This is a genomic window from Ramlibacter sp. JJN2-2R (assembly GCF_057747835.1).
In genome coordinates, this window is record NZ_CM173226.1 from 3950222 (window position 1) to 3968018 (window position 17797).

Here is a 17797-nt window from a genome sequence, read left to right on the forward strand (position 1 = left end):
GAACTGCTCGCAAAACTGCTCGGGGATCGAAGCCGCGGATCATCGCCGATCGGCCGCCGGCGCCGGGCGGGCGAAGTGGGCGGCCAGGTGGTCGACGAAGGCGCGCACGCGGGCGGCCGACTGCACCTCCACCGGGCAGACGGCGTAGATGTCGGCCGGCGGCGTCTGCCACTGCGGCAGCACCTGGCGCAGGCGGCCGCTTTGCAGGTAGCGGCCGATGTCCCACTCGGCGCGCATCACGATGCCATGGCCGGCCAGCGCCCACTGCACGGCGATCTCGCCGTCGTTGGTCGACAGCGGGCCGTGCACCTTGACGGTCTCGGTGCGCTTGCCCGAGCGCAGGCGCCACACGCCCGAGCCCTCGTCGCCCTGCCGGATGCCGATGGTCTGGTGGCGCGCCAGGTCGGCCGGCGCGCGCGGCGTGCCGTGGCGCTGCAGGTAGCCGGGCGAGGCCACCAGCAGCCGGCGATTGGCCGCCAGGTGCCGGGCGACGACGCGCGCATCGGGCGGCTCGCCAAAGCGCACGCAGACGTCGAACGCGTCCTGCGTCAGCGGCGGCGGGTTGACCGACAGCTGCAGCTGCACCTCGACCTGCGGGTGGGCGCGCACGAAGCTCGCGATCAGCGGCGCCACGTGCATGCGCCCGAAGCCCAGCGTGGCGTTGACGCGCAGCAGTCCGGCCGGCTGCGCGGACGCGCCCTGCAGCTCGCGCTCGACGGCCTCGATCTCGGCCAGGATGCGCCGGGCATGGGCCAGGTACGCCTCGCCTTCGGCCGTCAGCGCCATGCGCCGCGTCGTGCGCCGCAGCAGGCGCACGCCCAGGTGCTGCTCCAGCTGGGCCAGGCGCTTGCTCACCGCCGGCGGGGTGACCTGCAGCTCGCGCGCCGCCGCGGCCAGGCTGCCGCTGCGCACCAGCAGGCTGAAGAAGTGCATCTCGGCGGAGGCGGCGGGGATCGGACTGGCCATGGCGCGCGCAAGTGTGGCGGATGCGCCATTCTGCTCGGCGGTGAAAACGCTACAGTGGCGGTTCGTCGCAGGAGGACGCATGGCCACCGGCTCGCGCCAGGACAGGGAAGCCCTCGAGGCTGCCATCGACAGGATCCAACGGCTCACCAAGGAGTTGCGGGGCACCGACCTCGCCGGCATCCAGGACCGGTGGGACCAGCGGATCGAAGCGCTGCAAAAGCGCGTGAACACCACGCTCGCCGACGTGCTCGGCCACGGCACGCCGGATTTCAAGGACCTGAAGGTCGGCGTGCTGACGGCGTCGCTCGAGACCGGCTTCGACGACCGCTACTCGTCCGAGGAGCTGCGCGAGGCGATCCGCACCGGCCTGGACCGCGCCACCGCCAACCTGAACATCGCGCGCAAGCTGCTGGAAGGCCGCCTGGACGCCGCCCCGGCCAAGGGTGCGGCCGCGCCGAAGCCGACACCGACACCGACACCGACGTCGGCGCCGACGCCAGCACCGACATCAGCCCCCACGCCAGCGCCGAGCCCGGTGCCGACGCCGGCGCCCACCCCCACCCGTGCGCCGAGCGCCACGCCGGCACCCACGGCCGCGCCGACACCGGCACCCACACCCGCACCCAGCGCCGCTCCGGCGCCGACCCCGACCTCCACGCCTCGCCCCGCCAAGACCCCGATGTCCACCGCCCAGCCCCTCCCGACCTCCGCACCGACCACTGCCTCCACCGCCGCCCGGCGGGTGGCGATCATCAGCAACCTCGGCGATTCGACCGGCCACGCCGTGGCCGCCTTCCTCGGCCAGCTCGGCCTGGAGACCGTGGTGCTGGGCGACTCGCCGGTCAGCGACGACGTCACCTTCATCGACCGGCTCGAGGGCGCGCGCGGCGCCGACTACGCGGTCGTTCTCACGCCCGCCGCCGGCCTGGGCACCGAGCCGGGCACGGCCGGCCCGCGCACCGAGACGCTGCTGGAAGTGGGCTTCCTGTTCGGCGTGCTCGGCCGGCGCAAGGTGTGCTTCCTGGTGCAGGGCCAGTCCGCCATCGCCCCCGAGCTGCAGGACATGGTGCTGGTGCACACGATGGACGATGCCCAGCTGTGGCACCTGCTGCTGGCGCGCGAGATGCGCAAGGCCGGGCTGGAGGTCGACATGAACCGCGCGGTCTGACCGGGCCGCGGGCATTCTTCACCCCAGGGTGAAGAATGCCTTGAGCGCACCGGCGATCCGTTCCTTGCATGCGGCGCTAGATTGGGGGCCTTCCCCTTTCGTCACCACGAGCACCGCATGAAGACATACAAGATCGCCTGCATTCCCGGCGACGGCATCGGCAAGGAGGTCGTCCCGGCCGGCCAGCAGGCGCTGCAGGCGCTGGCCTCCGCGCAGGACCGGTTCCGCTTCGAGTTCCAGACCTTCGGCTGGGGCGGCGACTGGTACCGCGCCCACGGCGAGATGATGCCCAAGGACGGGCTGGACGCGCTGCGCGGCATGGACGCCATCCTGTTCGGCTCGGCCGGCGACCCCGACATCCCGGACCACGTCACGCTGTGGGGCCTGCGGCTGAAGATCTGCCAGGGCTTCGACCAGTACGCCAACGTGCGGCCCACGCGCATCCTGCCGGGCATCGACGCGCCGCTCAAGCGCTGCGGCCCGAAGGACCTGGACTGGGTGATCGTGCGCGAGAACTCCGAAGGCGAGTACGCCGGCGTCGGCGGCCGCGCCCACCAGGGCCACCCGATCGAGGTGGCCACGGACGTGAGCATGATGACCCGCGCCGGCGTCGAGCGGATCATGCGCTTCGCGTTCAGGCTGGCGCAGTCGCGCCCGCGCAAGCACCTCACGGTGGTCACCAAGTCCAACGCGCAGCGCCATGCCATGGTGATGTGGGACGAGATCGCGCTGCAGGTCAGCAAGGAGTTCCCGGACGTCACCTGGGACAAGGAACTGGTGGACGCCTGCACCGCGCGCATGGTCAACCGCCCGGCGTCGCTCGACACGCTGGTGGCGACCAACCTGCACGCCGACATCCTGAGCGACCTGGCCGCAGCGCTGGCCGGCAGCCTGGGCATCGCACCGACCGGCAACATCGATCCCGAGCGCCGCTACCCCAGCATGTTCGAGCCGATCCACGGCTCGGCCTTCGACATCATGGGCAAGGGCCTGGCCAACCCGGTGGGCACGTTCTGGAGCTGCGTGATGCTGCTCGAGCACCTGGGCGAGGACGCCGCCGCCGCCAAACTGATGCGGGCGATCGAGGCCGTCACGGCCGACAAGGCGCTGCACACCGGCGACCTGGGCGGCTCCGCGACCACCGCGCAGGTCACCGATGCGGTGTGCCACCGATTGCTCGCCGCCTGAATTTCTGCGACAAGCGACGCTCCCCTCTCAAGCACGCACAACGACCCGAAGGAGACAAGGATGAGACGACTGTTCGCCGCGCTGGGGCTGGCCCTGGCCGCCCCGCTGGCCCTGGCGCAGGCCTGCCCCGACAAGAACGTCCAGTACTGGCAGGCCTTCCCGCCCGGCGGCGAGTCGGACCTGTCGGCGCGCCACCAGCAGATGGTGCTGCGCAAGAAGTGCCCGAACGTGGAGACCATCATCCAGTACAAGGCCGGTGCCGGCGGCGCGCTGATGTGGACACAGATGAACCAGCTGCCCGGCGACGGCGTGAACGTGGTGGGCGTCAACCTGCCGCACATCGTGTTCCAGCCGATCCAGGGCGACGTGCAATACAAGACCGCCGACGTCACGCCGGTGTTCTGGTTCCACTTCACGCCCGACATCCTGGTGGTCAACGCCAAGAGCCCGATCAAGAACTTCAAGGAATTCCTGGCGGCAGCGAAGGCCAACCCGGGCAAGCTCAGCCTCGCGGGCTCGGGCCAGTACTCGGCCAACCACGCGGCGCACGAGCGCCTGGACGCCGCCTTCGGCATCAAGACGCTGTACGTGCCGTTCAAGGGCACGGGCGACCTGGCCACCTCGGTCATCGGCGGCCAGGTGGACGGTGCGATGACGTACACGCCGTTCGCGATCGCCAACAAGGACAAGGGCGTGCGGCCGCTGGCCGTGGCGATGGACAAGCGCCATCCGCTGATGCCCGACGTGCCCACCTTCAAGGAGCTGGGCGTCGACTGGGTCGACGGCGCCTACCGCGGCATCGGCGTGCCCAAGTCCACCCCGCCGGAGGCGCGCAAGAAGATCTCCGACATGTGGATGGCGATGAACAACGACCCGGAGATGAAGGAGCTGGCCGCCAAGTCGGGCTTCGAGCTCGTCAACGTGGGCGTGGACCAGATGGACGCCTTCATGGCCGAGAAGACCAAGCTGTACACCGAGGGCGCCGCCCGCATGGGGCTGGGCAAGAAGTAACCTCGCGGCGGTGGACGATCCGCGTTTCACCGCCGACGCCATGCTGGCCCGGCTCGCGCGCTGGCTGCGCGTGCTGGGCTGGGACACCCGGCTGGATCCGCACCTGGACGACCACTCGGTCGTCCAGGTCGCCAACGCCGAGGGCCGCATCCTCCTCACGCGCGACCGCCACCTGCTGCGCGAGTTGCGCCCGGCCCGCGCGGTCGAGATCCTGCACGACGCGCCGCTGCAGCAGCTGGCCCACACCGTGACCACGCTCGCGCTGCCGGCGCCCGCCGAGCTCTTCACGCGCTGCACGGTCTGCAATGCGCCGCTGTCGGCCCCGCTCGACCCCGCCGAGCGAGCCCGGCTGTTGCCCGAAGACGTGCGCGTGCTGCCCGGCCCAGCCCGGCGGTGCCCGGGGTGCGGTCGCGTTTACTGGATGGGATCGCATGCTCGACGGATGCGATCGGCGCTCGAAACCGCAATTCCCGGCTGGTTCCGTGAGAAAGGTCCGACACAGCTGTAAGAGAACACGCCACGTCTTTGCACCACGACACGGGTGTAAGCCGCTCAGCCATCGAAGAATGCCTGGTCCGAAACGCGAGCAGGAGAACTTTCGCATGATGAGAGACGGAAAACGGTTTGCGATCGGCGCGCTCGCCTGGAGCGCGCTCCTGGCCATGGGACTGAGCGCCTGCGGCGGCGGTGGCGGCGGGGCCGTGGGCTCCGGCGGCACCGGCACCGCGGCGGTGGACCCGGCATCGCTGGGCAGCACGCCTGCCAGCACGGCGGCCAGCCCGGGCCCGGATTCCCCCTCGACCACCGCCTCGACGGCTCCGGCGCCCACCACGGCCCCGGCAAGCAGCATCGCCGCCGCAGCGCCCGTGCTGGCCGACTGCGAGGTCTTCCCGGCGCAAGCGGTGTTCAACACGCGCATCGACGACACCGCGCGCTTTCCGGCCCACCCCAACAGCGCGGCGTGGGTCAACGCGGTCGGCGGCGCGACGCCTTTCCATGCAGACTGGTGGCTGGGCGTGGATCCGACCCAGCGCACCGCCTACTACGGCATGCCGATCAACGTGGTCGACGGCACCGCGGCCACGACGAACTGGGCGGCGCTGCAGTACGACTTCTCCGCCTCCGGCCTGAGCACGCTGGCCGGCTGGCCGGCCGAGAGCGACTGCGCCGTGGGCGACGGCTCGGGCTTCTCGCTCACGCGCGGCTGCGGCAGCGTGCCGGCGGCGCAGCGGCGCTTCCCGTTCCCGCTGGCCAACGTGCTCAACGAAGGCGGCACCTGCAACGACCCCAACAGCTGCGGCGACCACCATGTGCTGGTGGTCGAGCGCGGCGCCTGCCGGCTGTGGGAGGGCTACGCCACCTACAACCTCGGCGGCCAGTGGTACGCCATGACGACCGCGGCCTGGGACATGAAGTCGCTGTCGCTGCGCCCGTCGGGCTGGACCTCGGCCGACGCCGCGGGCCTGCCGATCACGCCGTTCGTGGTCAAGGCCGCCGAGGCGTCGAGCGGCGAGATCCGACATGCGCTGCGGGTGACGTTCCGCGACGACGTGATCGCCAACAGCGCCGTCTGGCCGGCGCGCCACAGCGCGGGCAGCGCGGCCGGCACGGTCCCGTTCGGCGCGCTGCTGCGCCTGCGGTCGGACTTCGTGATCCCGGACAACTGGACCACGCAGGCCAAGGCGATCGCGACCGCGGCCAAGCGCTACGGCATGTACGTGGCCGACATCGGCGCGGACTTCCACGTGCAGGGCGAGCCCAGCGCGGCGTGGGACGAGAACACGTTCCGCCAGCTCGGCGCGATCCCGATGTCGCAGATGGAGTTCGTCGACCTGGGCGCCGTCACGAGCGATCCGCGCTTCTCGCCGGACTCGATGGCCGCCAGCTGGTGACGGCGGGCGGGGGCGCGGCCCCCGCCTGGCCCGTCAGGCGCGCGCGATGCGGTGCACCGCCGCCGTGACGGCCGGATCCACCTGCCCGAGCTTGCCGGTGCGCGCGACGATGCGGCCGCTGCCGTCGAGCACGTCGACCACCGTCGAGTGGTTGAACTCGCCGTTGGACAGGCGCCGGTACTGGATGCCCAGCACGGCGGCCAGCTTGCGCGTGGTGCCCTCGTCGGCGCGCGTGAGCAGCCAGCGGGCGTCGCACTCGTGCGCCTCGGCCGTCTTCTTCAGCACGGCGACGGTGTCGCGTGCCGGGTCGACGCTGGCCATCAGGATCCGCACCCGCCCACGCTCGGCGGCGGGCAGCGCCCGCAGCGTGGCATGCAGCGTCTCGAAGATCATCGGGCACACCATGTCGCACGAGGTGTAGAACATGCTCGCGAGCACCGGCGCGCCCTGCAGCGAGGCGAGCGGGAAGGCCCGGCCGTCCTGGTCGACCAGCGAGGCGTCCAGCCGGTAGATCGAGTCGGTCGGCAGCGCGGCCTCGCCAGCGGCATGCGCCGCGGCGGGCAGCACCAGCGCCGCGCCCAGCGCCAGCAGGGCGTCGCGGCGCCGCGGGGCGAAAGCGGAATTCATGGCGTTCCTTGGAGGGGGCGGACGCAACGGAACCCGAGGGTGCCGGTCGTGTCCGCGGCATTCAGGGACGACAGCAGCGCGATGCGCATGAGCACCGCATAGCTGTCGCGATCGATGATGTTGAGCGCGCCCGAGCCGCAGAACTTCAGCTTGTCGGGATCGCCCTGGGTGCGGCTGTCGCCGGCGATGAACAGGGCGTTGGCGTCCTCCACCCATTCCCAGACCAGGCCATGCAGGTCGCGCACGCCATAGGCGTTGGCGGCGCCGCCGACCGGCGACAGCGCCACGCCACCGGGCTTTTCGTACCAGGCCAGGATCTGCCGCCGCCAGGCGGGGTCGCGCCGCGCGTCGCTGCGCGTGGCGTCGGCGCTGGCCGCGTACTCCCACTCCAGCCAGGTCGGCAGGCGCGCGCCCTCGCTCTCGCAGAACGCGCGCGCCGCGAACCAGCTGACGTCGGTGACCGGCGTGGCGGCGCCCAGCCCGGGGCCGGGGTCGCGCGGGGAGGACCATTGCAGCAGGTAGCGCGCATCGGCCAGCACGGCCGGCGCCTGGCCGCGCTGCCACTCGGGGTGGCCGCGCACGAAGGCCGCGAACTCCGCCACGCTCACCGGGGTGGTGCGCATGGCAAAGGGCGCGACGTCGACCGGCGTGGACACGCTGGCCACGGGCCCCTGCGGCAGCACGCTCTCGAAGCGCCCGCCCGGCAGGCCGGCGTACTCGGCCCCCTGCCCCGCGGTGCAGGCCAGTGCCAGGGCCAGGGCGGCGAGCGGCTTCATGGCGTGCTCCATCGCGGGGCCGTTCAGTGCCCGCCCTGGTTCTTGGGCGCCGGGGCCGCGGCACGGGCCTTCTTCACGTCCTCCTTGGAGACGGTGCCGCCCGGGTTGCCCCAGCTGTTGGCCACGTAGGTGAGGATGTTGGCCACCTCGTCGTCGTTGAGCTGGTTCATCGGCGGCATGACCGAGTTGTAGTCCTGGCCGTTGACCGTGACCTTGCCCGACAGGCCGCGCAGCACGACGTCGATCGCCTTCTGCATGCCGCCGGCAAAGTAGTCGGACTTGGCAAGGGGCGGGAACACGCCGGGCATGCCCGCGCCGTTGGCCTGGTGGCACACCGAGCAGGTGCCGGCGAACAGCGCCTGGCCGGCCTTGATCTGGTCGTCGGGCGTCAGCTTGCCGGCCGCGGCGGTCTGGGTGGCATGGGCCACGGCGGCGAGGTTGGGGCCGGCGCGGTCGCCGAGGTAGACCGCATCGAGCTCCTTGCCCGAGTAGATGCCCTTGTTCTCGGCGCCGTCGATCTTCAGGATCGCGAGCGCGCCCTTGTTGAAGGCGCGGAAGATCGAGTGGTCGACCATCACGTAGCTGCCCGGCACGCGCGCCTTGAAGGTCGCGATGGCGGCGCCGCCGGCGGGGATCAGGGTGGTCTGCACGTTCTTCTGCACGTTGCTGCCGCCCTCGAAGCGCACCTGGTCGAAGATGGCGCCGATCACGTGGAAGCTGGACACCAGGTTCGGGCCGCCGTTGCCCACGTACAGGCGCACCGTCTCGCCGACCTTGGCGGTCATGGCCTTGTCGCCGGTGAGCGCGCCTTCCGCGCCGTTGAACAGCACGTAGGTGGGCTTCTCGTCGATGGCCTTCTCCATGTCGAACGGCTGGTCGCCCTTCTCGCGGTACTTGCCGGTGGTGTAGAAGTCGCCCTGCATCACGTAGTACTCGCGATCGACCTTGGGCAGGCCGTTGGGCGGCTCCACCAGGATCAGGCCGTACATGCCGTTGGCCACGTGCATGCCCACCGGCGCGGTGGCGCAGTGGTAGACGTAGATGCCTTCGTTGAGGGCCTTGAAGGTGAACTGCGACTCGTGGCCGGGCGCGGTGAAGCTGGAGGCCGCGCCGCCGCCCGGGCCGGTGACGCCGTGCAGGTCGATGTTGTGCGGCATCTTGCTGCCCGGATGGTTCTTCAGGTGGAATTCCACCGTGTCGCCCTGGCGCACGCGGATGAAGCTGCCCGGCACGGTGCCGCCGAAGGTCCAGAAGGTGTAGTTCACGCCCTCGGAGATCTGCATCGTCTTCTCGACCACCTCGAGGTCGACGATCACCTTGGCCGGATAGTTGCGGTTGGTCGGCGGCGGCACGTGCGGCGGGCTGGTGAGCACCGCGTGGATCGGCGCGCCCTTGGGCGGGCCGAAGTCGCCGGAGGCCTTGGGCGCGGCGAGCGACAGCAGCGGCGCGCACACAGCGGCCGCCAGGACGAGCATGCGCGACGTGCGCAGCAGCGGGGGGACTCTCAGGCTGGTCATGTTGTTGTTCCTCGATCGATGCATGAGGTGCATCCGGGATCAACCTTAGGCGCCGCCCTGCTCGGCCGTGTTGACGCACGTCAAGCGGGCATGCGCGCCGCGGCGCGGGCACCACGCCGCCGACCGGCGCGACCGCGCGCACGCCCCGCGCGGGCTCGCGGGGCGATCGATGCGTTGCGGGAGCGGGGACCCCGTCAGCCGGGCTTGCCGTCCAGCCGCGGGCGCGCCAGCACGGGTGCGTAGCGCACCGTGAAGAGCGCGAAGCCGGCCGCCCACAGCAGCGCGGCGCCCAGCAACGCCTGCAGCGTGGCGGCAGGCGCGATGAGCGGCAGCAGCACGCGCACCAGCGCCGCGGCCGCGACGAGGACGTAGCACGCGGTGTCCCAGCCGTCGGCGCGCAGCGGCCGCGCGGTGTGGCCGCGCGAGGTGCGCGTCATCATGCCGATCACCAGCGCGCCGAGCGCGCCGGTGGTGAGCGCATGCGTCGCGAGCGACGGCGTGGCCGCACCCACCGCCGCGGCCGCCCGCAGCGCCAGGTGCAGCGGGATCCACGCGTACCCGAGGTGCAGCACCCACACCAGCGGCACGCGCAGCGTGCGCCAGGGCTTCCACAGCAGCCAGCGCGCCAGGTGCGCGGCCGCGGCGAGGCCGGCCACCAGCGCCACCAGCGCGGGCGGGGCGCGCAGCACGTCCAGCGCCAGCAGCGCGAGCACCGCGCCGAGCGCGGACCGGTCGACCCACTCGCGGCGCTGCGCATCCGCGCCCGGCACGCCGTTGTTGGTGAACATGGGGATCACCCGGCCGGCCATCACGCACAGGATGAACAGCACGACGTCGAGCGCGAGCTGGATGCCGGCCCAGCCGGGCACCGTCCAGGCGCCCAGCTGGTGCAGGTGCACCGCCAGGGTGGCGAGCGACAGCAGCACCAGCAGCGCGGGGAAGAAGTAGTTGCGCCGGTTGCGCGCCGCGAGGAAGGGGATGGCCAGCGCGATCGCGGCGGCGAGCGGGAACGCGGCGTTCACCAGCGCGGAGGCCCACCCGAACGGCGACAGCACCAGCACGCGCCCGGCCAGCCACAGCGCGGCCAGGCCCGCCAGCGGCCAGCCGGTGGGCGTGGGCCGCTGGCTCCAGTTGCGCCCGGCGGTGAAGAGAAAGCCCACGATCACCGGCAGCGCGAAGCCGAACAGCATCTCGTGCGCGTGCCACAGCGGCCCCGGCAGGTACGGCGCGCGCAGCCAGCCCGTGACCTGCAGGCCCCACAAGGCGATCGACAGCGCGCCGAACGCGCCGGCGAGCAGGTAGAAGGGCCGGAACCCCAGCTGCCAGAGCGCGAAGCCGCCACCGGCGCGGCGGGCCGGTTCCTCGATGTGCAGGAAGCCGGTCATCCGCAGGCCCCCACGTGGCCGCACTGGGTGCAGAACTCGCAGCCGTCCTTGCGGATCACCGCGTGGGCGCCGCACTCGGGGCACTTGGTGCCCGCCATCGCGGTGCCGGCGACGCCGACCGCCGGCGCGGGGGTGGCCAGCGCCGGCGCGCTCTCGCCGCGGCGGCGCGCGATCAGCGTCTGGATCGCATAGGCGATGGCGGCGACCTCCGAGTCGTGCCACAGCGGCACCTCGGCGCCGTCGGCGCGCCGGTACGTGCCCAGCCGCACCGGGCCGCGGTCCCACGCGACCTTGCGCATGTCGGCCAGCGCGCGGTCGAGGAAGCCCCCGCGCGCGGCCAGCGACAGCAGCCGCATGCTGGCCGTGATCCACTGCTGCGACTCGCCGTGCTGGCCCACCGGCATGAAGAACTCGATGGCGCGCTCCTGCCCGCCCGCCACGGGCAGGAACGAGACCACCAGGTACAGCGTCTGGCGGCCCTGCTGGGTCCAGTACTCGACCTTCTCGGCCATCGCGGGCAGCGTGCCGCGCGGGCGGCTCTCGATGACGGCGCGCATCGGGTCCGGCGCCGGCACCGCGGGCCGGTCCGGCGCCGCCTGCGGCACGGGCCCGGCCTCGAGCACCGAGCCGACGATGGTGTTGGGGCGGTAGGTGGCCAGCCCCTTGAGCCCCGCGCGCCAGGCCTGCAGGTACAGGTCCTTGAAGTCGTCGTAGGGGTAGTCGGCCGGGATGTTCACCGTCTTGGAGATCGCGGTGTCCACGTACGGCTGCACCGCTTCCATCATCGCCAGGTGGGCCGATGCGGGCATCTCCAGCGCCGAGACGAAGTAGTCCGGGCGTTGCGCGCCCTCGCCGGCCAGCGCGCGGTACAGGCGCCAGGCGTGGTCCACCACCTCGTACTCGGCGGTGCTGCCGTCGGCCTCGCGCTTCTTGCGCCGGTAGGTCCAGGAGAACGGCGGCTCGATGCCGTTGGATGCGTTGTCGGCGAACGCCAGGCTCACCGTGCCGGTGGGCGCCACCGACAGCAGGTGGCTGTTTCGGATGCCGTGCGCGCGGATCGCCTCGCGCAGCGGCGCGTCCAGCCGGCTGGCGAAGGTGCCTTCGCGCAGGTAGCCGTCGGCGTCGAACGCCGGAAAGGCGCCCTTCTCCCGCGCCAGCTCCACCGACGCGGCATAGGCGGCATCGCGCATCGCGCGTGCGATGCGCACCGCCATCGCCCGGCCGTCCGGTTCGTCGTAGCGCAGGCGCAGCATGGCCAGCGCGTTGCCCAGGCCGGTGAAGCCCACGCCGATGCGGCGCTTGGCCCGCGCCTCGGCCTGCTGCTGCGGCAACGGCCAGTGCGTGAGGTCCAGCACGTTGTCCAGCGCGCGCACCTGCACGGCGGTCGCCTGCGCGAACTGCTCGAAGTCGAACGCCGGCTCGCCGCCGAAGCCGAACGGGTGGTGCACGAAGCGCGTCAGGATGATGGGGCCGAGGTCGCAGCAGCCGTAGGCGGGCAGCGGCTGTTCGCCGCAGTTGTGGACGTAGAGGCCGTTGGCATCGAACGCATGCACGTCGCGCACCGTGACGTCGTACACCTCCTCGTCGCCATCAGTCTCGAGGGACTCGACGGTTGCCGTGAAGCGCTCCCGGTTGAGCGCGCGCCGGTAGGCCCCCATGGCCTGCTCCAGACGCTGGCGCTTCTCGGTGTCGGCGAAGCCGACGCGCTCCTCGAAGACCTGCAGGTTGGAGCCGCTGACCACCAGTTCGTGCACCGGCCGTGCGTCATCAGCCGCCCGGCCGCCCCTGCCGTCGGGCATCACCCGCCGCAAGGCGGGCTTGCGGTTGCGGTACAGCGTGCTCGCGATGCCCAGGCGCAGGAGCATGCGTTGCGCGGCAGCCAGCAGCGCAGGATCGCTCTGCGTCAGGCGGACGTTCACGCCCTTCTCCTGGTTGCCCTGCACGGAGCCGTCCGCATCGAAGAGGCCGCGCAGCAAGCCGCACGCGAAGTCGCTGGACTGGCGTTCGATGTCCGGCGTGATGGTCTTGTTCCCGGGTCGCAGGCCCATCCGGGTCGCGAGATCGCGCAGGGCGGCAGAGGCCAGCCTCATCTCTCCGCGACCGTCTCCGACCGGGCGCTGGAAGCCGCGGAAATCGGCGCGATGCGGCAGCGTGCGCGCAGCGGCTTCGGCCGCCGCCACGATGCCCGCGGCGCCGCCCAGGTCCGTGTGCTCGGCGCCGACCGCCCGCAACCCAGGCGCCCAGACGGACAGGACGGCCTTGTCCTGCTTGAGCGTGCCGTCGCCGATCAGCAGGCCGACCAGGTAGCCCTCCTGCTCGGTGCCCGCGCCTTCCCAGCCCGTCGCCGCGCGATGGTCATGCAGCACGATCTCGTCACCGGCCCCCAGTGTTCCCGCCTCGACCCACGCGACCTCGCGCACGTACCGCGTGCGGCGCACGACCTTGCGGATGCGATGGTTCGCGGTCAGCCGCAGCTCATGACCCTCGCGGGTGCGCAATCGCAGCACGGGCTTCACCCCCGTGCTGAAGAACCCCTGGCTGTCCAGCGGCCACGCCTGGCCGTCGACGACCGCCTGGAACGAGCGGCCCACGAGCTCATGGACTTGCCGCGGGCCCTCGGTCGTGAATACCCAGGCGTCCGCCGTGACGCACGGGTTGGTGGCCGCGATGCGCTCGCAGTAAGCGAGGTTGTTGTCGGCGTTGATGGTGTCCAGGAACAGGATGCCCGGCTCGGCGAAGTCGTAGGCCGAGCGCATGACCAGGTCCCACAGCTCGCGCGCCGGCACGCTGCGGTAGACCCACAGGCCGTCGGCGCGCCGGTGCGCGCCCTGCGCGAGCAGCGCTTCGCCCGGCTCGGCGCGATGCACCAGCGGCCAGTCGGCGCCGGCTTCCAGCGCGCGCATGAACTCGCCGGGGACCGCCACCGACACGTTGAAGTTGGACCAGCGGCCGCTCTGGCGCTTGGCGGCGATGAACTCCTGCACGTCGGGGTGGTCGATGCGCAGCACGCCCATCTGCGCGCCGCGGCGCGAGCCGGCGCTTTCCACCGTGGCGCACGAGCGGTCGAAGACGTCGATGTAGCCGCAGGGCCCCGAGGCCAGCGAGCGGGTCTTGTGCACGACGGCGCCGCGCGGGCGGATGGCCGAGAAGTCGTAGCCCACCCCGCCGCCGCGGCGCATGGTCTCGGCCGCCTCGCGCAGCGCCTCGTAGATGCCGGGCAGGCCGGCCTCGTCGCGGCCCTGGATCGCGTCGCCCACCGGCTGCACGAAGCAGTTGATCAGCGTCGCCTCCAGCCCGGTGCCGGCGGCGCTCATGATGCGGCCGGCACCGATGGCGCCCAGCCGCAGGTTGTCCAGGAAGCGCTCACCCCACGCTTCGCGCAGCGGCGACGACTCCACGCTGGCCAGCGCGCGCGCGACGCGCCGGTACAGCTCGTCGGCGGTGGTCTCGCCGTCCTTGAGGTACTTCTCGGCCAGCACGTCGGTGCTGATCGGCTGCGGATCCAGCAGCGGCTCCGCCTGGGCGGCGGCGCGCCGGGCTGCGTCGTCACGGTGCATGGTCATCCCTCCATCGCGGCGGCCCGGGGGCGGATGCTCCCCAGCAGCCACTGCATCAACTCGTTCACGGACCGGATCTCGGCGCCGAACGGCAACCGGCCGGCCCCGCGGAAGAACAGGCCGCGGCGCACGTCGCCGTCCAGCGCGTGGCCCAGCACCTTGTCGATGCAGAACTGGCCCCACGCCGCCTTGCCGTCGCGCAGCCCGCATTGCGCCAGGCAGTCGAACCACATCGTGCAGTGGCGCTTGACGTGCGCGGCGGCCTTCATGCGGTCCTGCAGGCGCAGGTACTTGTCGAGCCACGGCGTGCGCACCGCCCGCGCCGGCAGGCCGGCCACGCTGGTGAATTCGACCACGTCCTCGGGCTGCGCCTGCGCCAGCACGCGCTTGAACTCCGGGTGCGCGTCGCACTCGCGCGTGACGGCGAACGGCGTGCCGACCTGCGCGGCCGCCGCGCCCAGCGACTGCACGCGGGCCAGGTCCTCGCGGCTGCGGATGCCGCCCGCGGCGATGACCGGCACGTCGCGCTCGAGCCCGGCGTCGCGCAGCAGCTGCACCACCTGCGGCAGCACCACCTCGAAGTCGAAGCGCGGGTCGCGCAGATCCTCGACGCGCGCGGCGCCCAGGTGACCGCCCGCGTGCGCCGGATGCTCGATCACGATCGCGTCCGGCCGGCGGCCGCGCTTGTCCCAGCGGCGCAGCACCAGCTGCACGCCGCGCGCGTCCGACAGGATGGGCACCAGCGCCACCTCCGGATGGTCCTGCGCCAGCTCGGGCAGGTCCAGCGGCAGGCCCGCGCCGACCACCAGCACGTCGGCTCCGCTGGCGAGCGACTGGCGCACGTAGGCGGCGTATTCGCCCACGGCGCGCATCACGTTGACGGCAACCAGCCCGCGGCCTCGCGACAGCTCGCGGGCGCGCCGCAGCTCGCGCGCCAGCGCCTCGAGGTTGGCCGCGTCGATGGCGGCCTTGGCGCCCTCGCCCTCGAGGTCGCGCGTGCGCGCCATCAGGTCCGGATGCAGCCGCCGCAGGTCGACCGAGGCGATCGTGCCGACGGCGCCGCACGCGGCCACCGCGCCGGCCAGCCCGCCGGCGGAGATGCCGACGCCCATGCCGCCCTGCACCACCGGCAGCAGCGCGCCGCCGCGCCAGCGCAGCGGCGCCAGGCCGCTGTCGTGCGCGAGTCGCGCCAGCGACGCGGCCGACATCTCGCCGGCGGCCATCGTCTCGGAGGAAGTTCGTTCGGTCATTGCATGCATGTGTGGAAAGGGAAATGGGGCCGCCTTCAGCGCAGGCGCACCGGCGCGGCCATCTGTTCGGGCGTGGTGAACCAGGCGGCCGAGGCGCCGCGGCGCTCGCGCGCCCGCGCCAGCTCGTGGCGGGCGACGGCGCGCAGGTGTACTTCGTCCGGCCCGTCCATCACGCGCAGCGCGCGGCCCCAGGTCCACAGCCAGGCGAGCGGCGTGTCGGGCGACAGGCCCATGGCGCCGAACACCTGCATCGCCCGGTCGACCACGCGTGTCTGCAGTCGCGCCGCCACCAGCTTGATGGCGCTGATGTCCGCGCGCAGCCCCGCCGGCGGCACGGCCTGGTCCAGGCCCCAGGCGGCGCGCAGCACCAGCAGCCGGGCCTGTTCGATCTCGATGCGCGACTCGGCGATCCACTCCTGCACGTTGGCCTGCCCGGCCAGCGGGCGGCCGAACGCGCTGCGCTCCAGGGCGCGGTCGCAGGCCAGGTCCAGCGCCAGTTCGCACTGGCCGATGGTGCGCATGCAGTGGTGCACGCGGCCGGGCCCCAGCCGCGCCTGCGCGAGCGCGAAGCCCTCGCCCCAGGCACCCAGCAGGTTGGCCGCGGGCACGCGCACGCCCGCCAGGCGCAGCTCGCAATGCCCCTCGGGCGACAGGTGGTGCATCAGGGCGATGTTGCGAATCCGCTCGACGCCGGGTGCGTCCGCCGGCACCAGCACCAGGCTGTGCGCGCGATGGCGGTCCGGCGCGGCCGGGCGCGATCCGTCGTCGTCGTTGCGGCACACCACCACCAGCAGCCGGCAGTCCGGGTGCGCCGCGCCGGTGATGAACCACTTGCGGCCGTGCAGGACCAGCTCGTTGCCGTCCCGCCGCACCGAGGTCTGCAGCCCGGTCGGGTCCGACGAGGCGACGTCGGGCTCGCTCATGGCGAAAGCGGAGCGGATCTCGCCGCGCAGCAGCGGATCGAGCCACTCGCGCTGCTGCGCGGGCGTGGCGTGCCGCAGCAGCAGCTCCATGTTGCCGCTGTCCGGCGCCTGGCAGTTGAAGACGTCGCTGGCCCAGTGCAGCCGGCCCATCGCCTCGGCCACCGGCGCGTAGTCCAGGACCGGCAAGGCGGTGCCGGGCGCGCCCGCCGGCAGGCGCGGCAGGCACAGGTTCCACAGGCCTTCCTCGCGGGCCAGCGCGCGCAGCTCGGCGACGAAGGGCGCGACCTCGCCCGCGGCGCAGTGCCGGTGCCACTGCGCGTTGTGCGGCAGCAGCCAGCGCTCGACGAACGCCTCGGTGCGCTCGCGCCAGGCCTGCGCGCGGGGGGACGGCATGAAGTCCATCGGCGCTCCCGGCTCAGGTGGGGTGGCGGCGCCGCCAGGCGCGCGCCGCGGCGACGGCGACCGCCGCGAACAGCGCGAGCGCGGCGACGTTGAGCACCGCGCCGCCCGCGCGCCAGGCGGGGTCGAAGCCGCCGGCGCCCAGCCGCGCCAGCAGCGACAGGTGCAGCAGCGCCAGCGGCAGGTAGAAAACGCCGCTGAACTGGAGCTTCCAGCGCGCGACCGCGGGCAGGATGACCGGCGCATGGCCCATCACCATGCTGCCGACGAAGCCGAGCCCGAGCGCGTGCAGGGCCGCATCGCGCACCGGCAGGCCCACGGCCGTGGCCATCCAGGCGATGCCGCCCACGGCCAGCCAGCCATAGCCGCCCAGCAGGCACACCGCCATGTAGCGCGGCAGCCCCTCGGTGTGCAGCGTGCGCCGCGCGAGGTCGTGGCGCAGGAACCAGACGGCCAGCAGCAGCAGCGCCGCGCCGTACAGCAGCCCGCCGGCGGCCGGGTGCGCCAGCGTGAGCGCCGCGCCGGCTGCGAGCAGGCCCAGCACGGCGTGCAGGCGCAGTTGCACGCCCGGGCGGCGGCGCATCAGCCGCGTCATCTCCAGGCGCTCGGCCGCGATGGTGACGACCAGGAACGCGAACCACCAGGGCAGGACGGCCGCCAGCGGCGCGCCGGCGGCGAACAGCAGGTTGCCCGCCAGCCAGGCGAGCGCGGCGCCGGCGAGCAGCGCCGTGTGCGCGGCCGGCTGCCGGCGCACCAGCGCGATGTTGACGAGGACGAAGGCCGCCGAGGCGGCGACCTGCAGCACGCCCCCGAGGGCGAGCTGCGCGAGCAGGAACGCCACGACCGAGGCCGCGGAGGCCGTCGGCCCGAGCCAGCCGAGCGGGTGCTTGAGCGCGACGGCGCGCTCGACGCCGATCATGGTGCCCATGACGCCGCCGATCACGAGCGCGCCATGGAGCGCCGCGGCGGCCGCCCAGGCGGTGGCGCCGGCGCCCGGCCAGGCGACACCGGCGCGCAGCAGCCCGCCGCCGAAGGCCGCCAGGGCGGCGGCGATCACGGCCGCGACCAGCACCGGGCCGGCGACGGCGCGCAGGTTGCGCGAAGCCGCCGGCCGGGAGAGTCGCAGGCCGGTGGTCAT

General features: G+C 73.0%; 14 protein-coding genes. 5 read left to right on the plus strand and 9 right to left on the minus strand.

What is annotated here, in order from left to right; all coding sequences use genetic code 11:
* Window positions 1–39: 39 nt before the first annotated feature.
* Window positions 40–966, minus strand: a complete 927-nt coding sequence (locus tag AC3ANR_RS19240) for a LysR family transcriptional regulator (RefSeq protein ID WP_488289711.1) — start codon at window positions 964–966, stop codon at window positions 40–42.
* Window positions 967–1045: 79 nt separating this feature from the next.
* Between AC3ANR_RS19240 and AC3ANR_RS19245 the strand changes: the two genes are divergently transcribed.
* The 5 genes from AC3ANR_RS19245 (at window position 1046) to AC3ANR_RS19265 (ending at window position 6225) form a co-directional block, all read left to right on the plus strand.
* The gene (locus tag AC3ANR_RS19245) at window positions 1046–2134 is read left to right on the plus strand and encodes a TIR domain-containing protein (RefSeq protein WP_488289712.1); all 1089 of its coding nucleotides are present in this window, start codon (window positions 1046–1048) and stop codon (window positions 2132–2134) included.
* Window positions 2135–2251: 117 nt separating this feature from the next.
* The gene (locus AC3ANR_RS19250; protein ID WP_488289713.1) at window positions 2252–3322 is read left to right on the plus strand and encodes a tartrate dehydrogenase; all 1071 of its coding nucleotides are present in this window, start codon (window positions 2252–2254) and stop codon (window positions 3320–3322) included.
* Window positions 3323–3382: 60 nt separating this feature from the next.
* Complete coding sequence (locus tag AC3ANR_RS19255) at window positions 3383–4333, plus strand: tripartite tricarboxylate transporter substrate binding protein (protein ID WP_488289714.1); 951 nt, start codon at window positions 3383–3385, stop codon at window positions 4331–4333.
* A 10-nt stretch (window positions 4334–4343) separates the two neighbouring features.
* Window positions 4344–4841 carry a Mut7-C RNAse domain-containing protein gene (locus tag AC3ANR_RS19260; RefSeq protein WP_488289715.1) on the plus strand — a complete coding sequence of 166 codons (498 nt, stop codon included), beginning with the start codon at window positions 4344–4346 and terminating at the stop codon, window positions 4839–4841.
* 94 nt (window positions 4842–4935) lie between these two features.
* Window positions 4936–6225, plus strand: coding sequence for a hypothetical protein (locus AC3ANR_RS19265; RefSeq protein WP_488289716.1), 1290 nt, complete (start codon window positions 4936–4938; stop codon window positions 6223–6225).
* A 33-nt stretch (window positions 6226–6258) separates the two neighbouring features.
* Here AC3ANR_RS19265 and AC3ANR_RS19270 read toward each other — a convergent pair whose 3' ends face one another.
* The 8 genes from AC3ANR_RS19270 to AC3ANR_RS19305 all read right to left on the minus strand — a co-directional run bounded on the left by AC3ANR_RS19270 (window position 6259) and on the right by AC3ANR_RS19305 (window position 17797).
* The gene (locus tag AC3ANR_RS19270; RefSeq protein WP_488289717.1) at window positions 6259–6852 is read right to left on the minus strand and encodes an SCO family protein; all 594 of its coding nucleotides are present in this window, start codon (window positions 6850–6852) and stop codon (window positions 6259–6261) included.
* Window positions 6849–7640, minus strand: coding sequence for a formylglycine-generating enzyme family protein (locus AC3ANR_RS19275; protein WP_488289718.1), 792 nt, complete (start codon window positions 7638–7640; stop codon window positions 6849–6851). The genes AC3ANR_RS19270 and AC3ANR_RS19275 overlap by 4 nt, the downstream gene beginning before the upstream one ends.
* 11 nt (window positions 7641–7651) lie before the next feature.
* Window positions 7652–9103: a copper-containing nitrite reductase gene (gene nirK / locus AC3ANR_RS19280; RefSeq protein ID WP_488291851.1), complete on the minus strand. Its 1452-nt coding sequence runs from the start codon at window positions 9101–9103 to the stop codon at window positions 7652–7654.
* A gap of 236 nt (window positions 9104–9339) precedes the next feature.
* Window positions 9340–10530, minus strand: coding sequence for an NnrS family protein (locus AC3ANR_RS19285; RefSeq protein WP_488289719.1), 1191 nt, complete (start codon window positions 10528–10530; stop codon window positions 9340–9342).
* Window positions 10527–14087, minus strand: coding sequence for an LAGLIDADG family homing endonuclease (locus AC3ANR_RS19290; RefSeq protein WP_488289720.1), 3561 nt, complete (start codon window positions 14085–14087; stop codon window positions 10527–10529). Before AC3ANR_RS19290 ends, AC3ANR_RS19285 begins: the two co-directional genes overlap by 4 nt.
* Before the next feature lie 2 nt (window positions 14088–14089).
* On the minus strand, window positions 14090–15295 hold the full coding sequence (locus AC3ANR_RS19295) for an NAD(P)H-dependent flavin oxidoreductase (RefSeq protein ID WP_488291852.1): 1206 nt from the start codon (window positions 15293–15295) through the stop codon (window positions 14090–14092).
* A 77-nt stretch (window positions 15296–15372) separates the two neighbouring features.
* Window positions 15373–16662 carry an acyl-CoA dehydrogenase family protein gene (locus AC3ANR_RS19300; protein WP_488289721.1) on the minus strand — a complete coding sequence of 430 codons (1290 nt, stop codon included), beginning with the start codon at window positions 16660–16662 and terminating at the stop codon, window positions 15373–15375.
* A 13-nt stretch (window positions 16663–16675) separates the two neighbouring features.
* The gene (locus AC3ANR_RS19305; RefSeq protein WP_488289722.1) at window positions 16676–17797 is read right to left on the minus strand and encodes a hypothetical protein; all 1122 of its coding nucleotides are present in this window, start codon (window positions 17795–17797) and stop codon (window positions 16676–16678) included.

What these genes read in the sequence shown, in the direction of transcription:
- AC3ANR_RS19305 (WP_488289722.1), bottom strand. Translation starts at nt 17,797, where the DNA reads ATGACCACCGGCCTGCGACTCTCCCGGCCGGCGGCTTCGCGCAACCTG.
- AC3ANR_RS19295 (WP_488291852.1), bottom strand. Translation starts at nt 15,295, where the DNA reads ATGTCGGCCGCGTCGCTGGCGCGACTCGCGCACGACAGCGGCCTGGCG.
- AC3ANR_RS19255 (WP_488289714.1), top strand. Translation starts at nt 3,383, where the DNA reads ATGAGACGACTGTTCGCCGCGCTGGGGCTGGCCCTGGCCGCCCCGCTG.
- nirK (WP_488291851.1), bottom strand. Translation starts at nt 9,103, where the DNA reads ATGCTCGTCCTGGCGGCCGCTGTGTGCGCGCCGCTGCTGTCGCTCGCC.
- AC3ANR_RS19245 (WP_488289712.1), top strand. Translation starts at nt 1,046, where the DNA reads ATGGCCACCGGCTCGCGCCAGGACAGGGAAGCCCTCGAGGCTGCCATC.
- AC3ANR_RS19270 (WP_488289717.1), bottom strand. Translation starts at nt 6,852, where the DNA reads ATGAATTCCGCTTTCGCCCCGCGGCGCCGCGACGCCCTGCTGGCGCTG.
- AC3ANR_RS19250 (WP_488289713.1), top strand. Translation starts at nt 2,252, where the DNA reads ATGAAGACATACAAGATCGCCTGCATTCCCGGCGACGGCATCGGCAAG.
- AC3ANR_RS19290 (WP_488289720.1), bottom strand. Translation starts at nt 14,087, where the DNA reads ATGCACCGTGACGACGCAGCCCGGCGCGCCGCCGCCCAGGCGGAGCCG.
- AC3ANR_RS19240 (WP_488289711.1), bottom strand. Translation starts at nt 966, where the DNA reads ATGGCCAGTCCGATCCCCGCCGCCTCCGCCGAGATGCACTTCTTCAGC.
- AC3ANR_RS19285 (WP_488289719.1), bottom strand. Translation starts at nt 10,530, where the DNA reads ATGACCGGCTTCCTGCACATCGAGGAACCGGCCCGCCGCGCCGGTGGC.
- AC3ANR_RS19275 (WP_488289718.1), bottom strand. Translation starts at nt 7,640, where the DNA reads ATGGAGCACGCCATGAAGCCGCTCGCCGCCCTGGCCCTGGCACTGGCC.
- AC3ANR_RS19300 (WP_488289721.1), bottom strand. Translation starts at nt 16,662, where the DNA reads ATGGACTTCATGCCGTCCCCCCGCGCGCAGGCCTGGCGCGAGCGCACC.
- AC3ANR_RS19265 (WP_488289716.1), top strand. Translation starts at nt 4,936, where the DNA reads ATGATGAGAGACGGAAAACGGTTTGCGATCGGCGCGCTCGCCTGGAGC.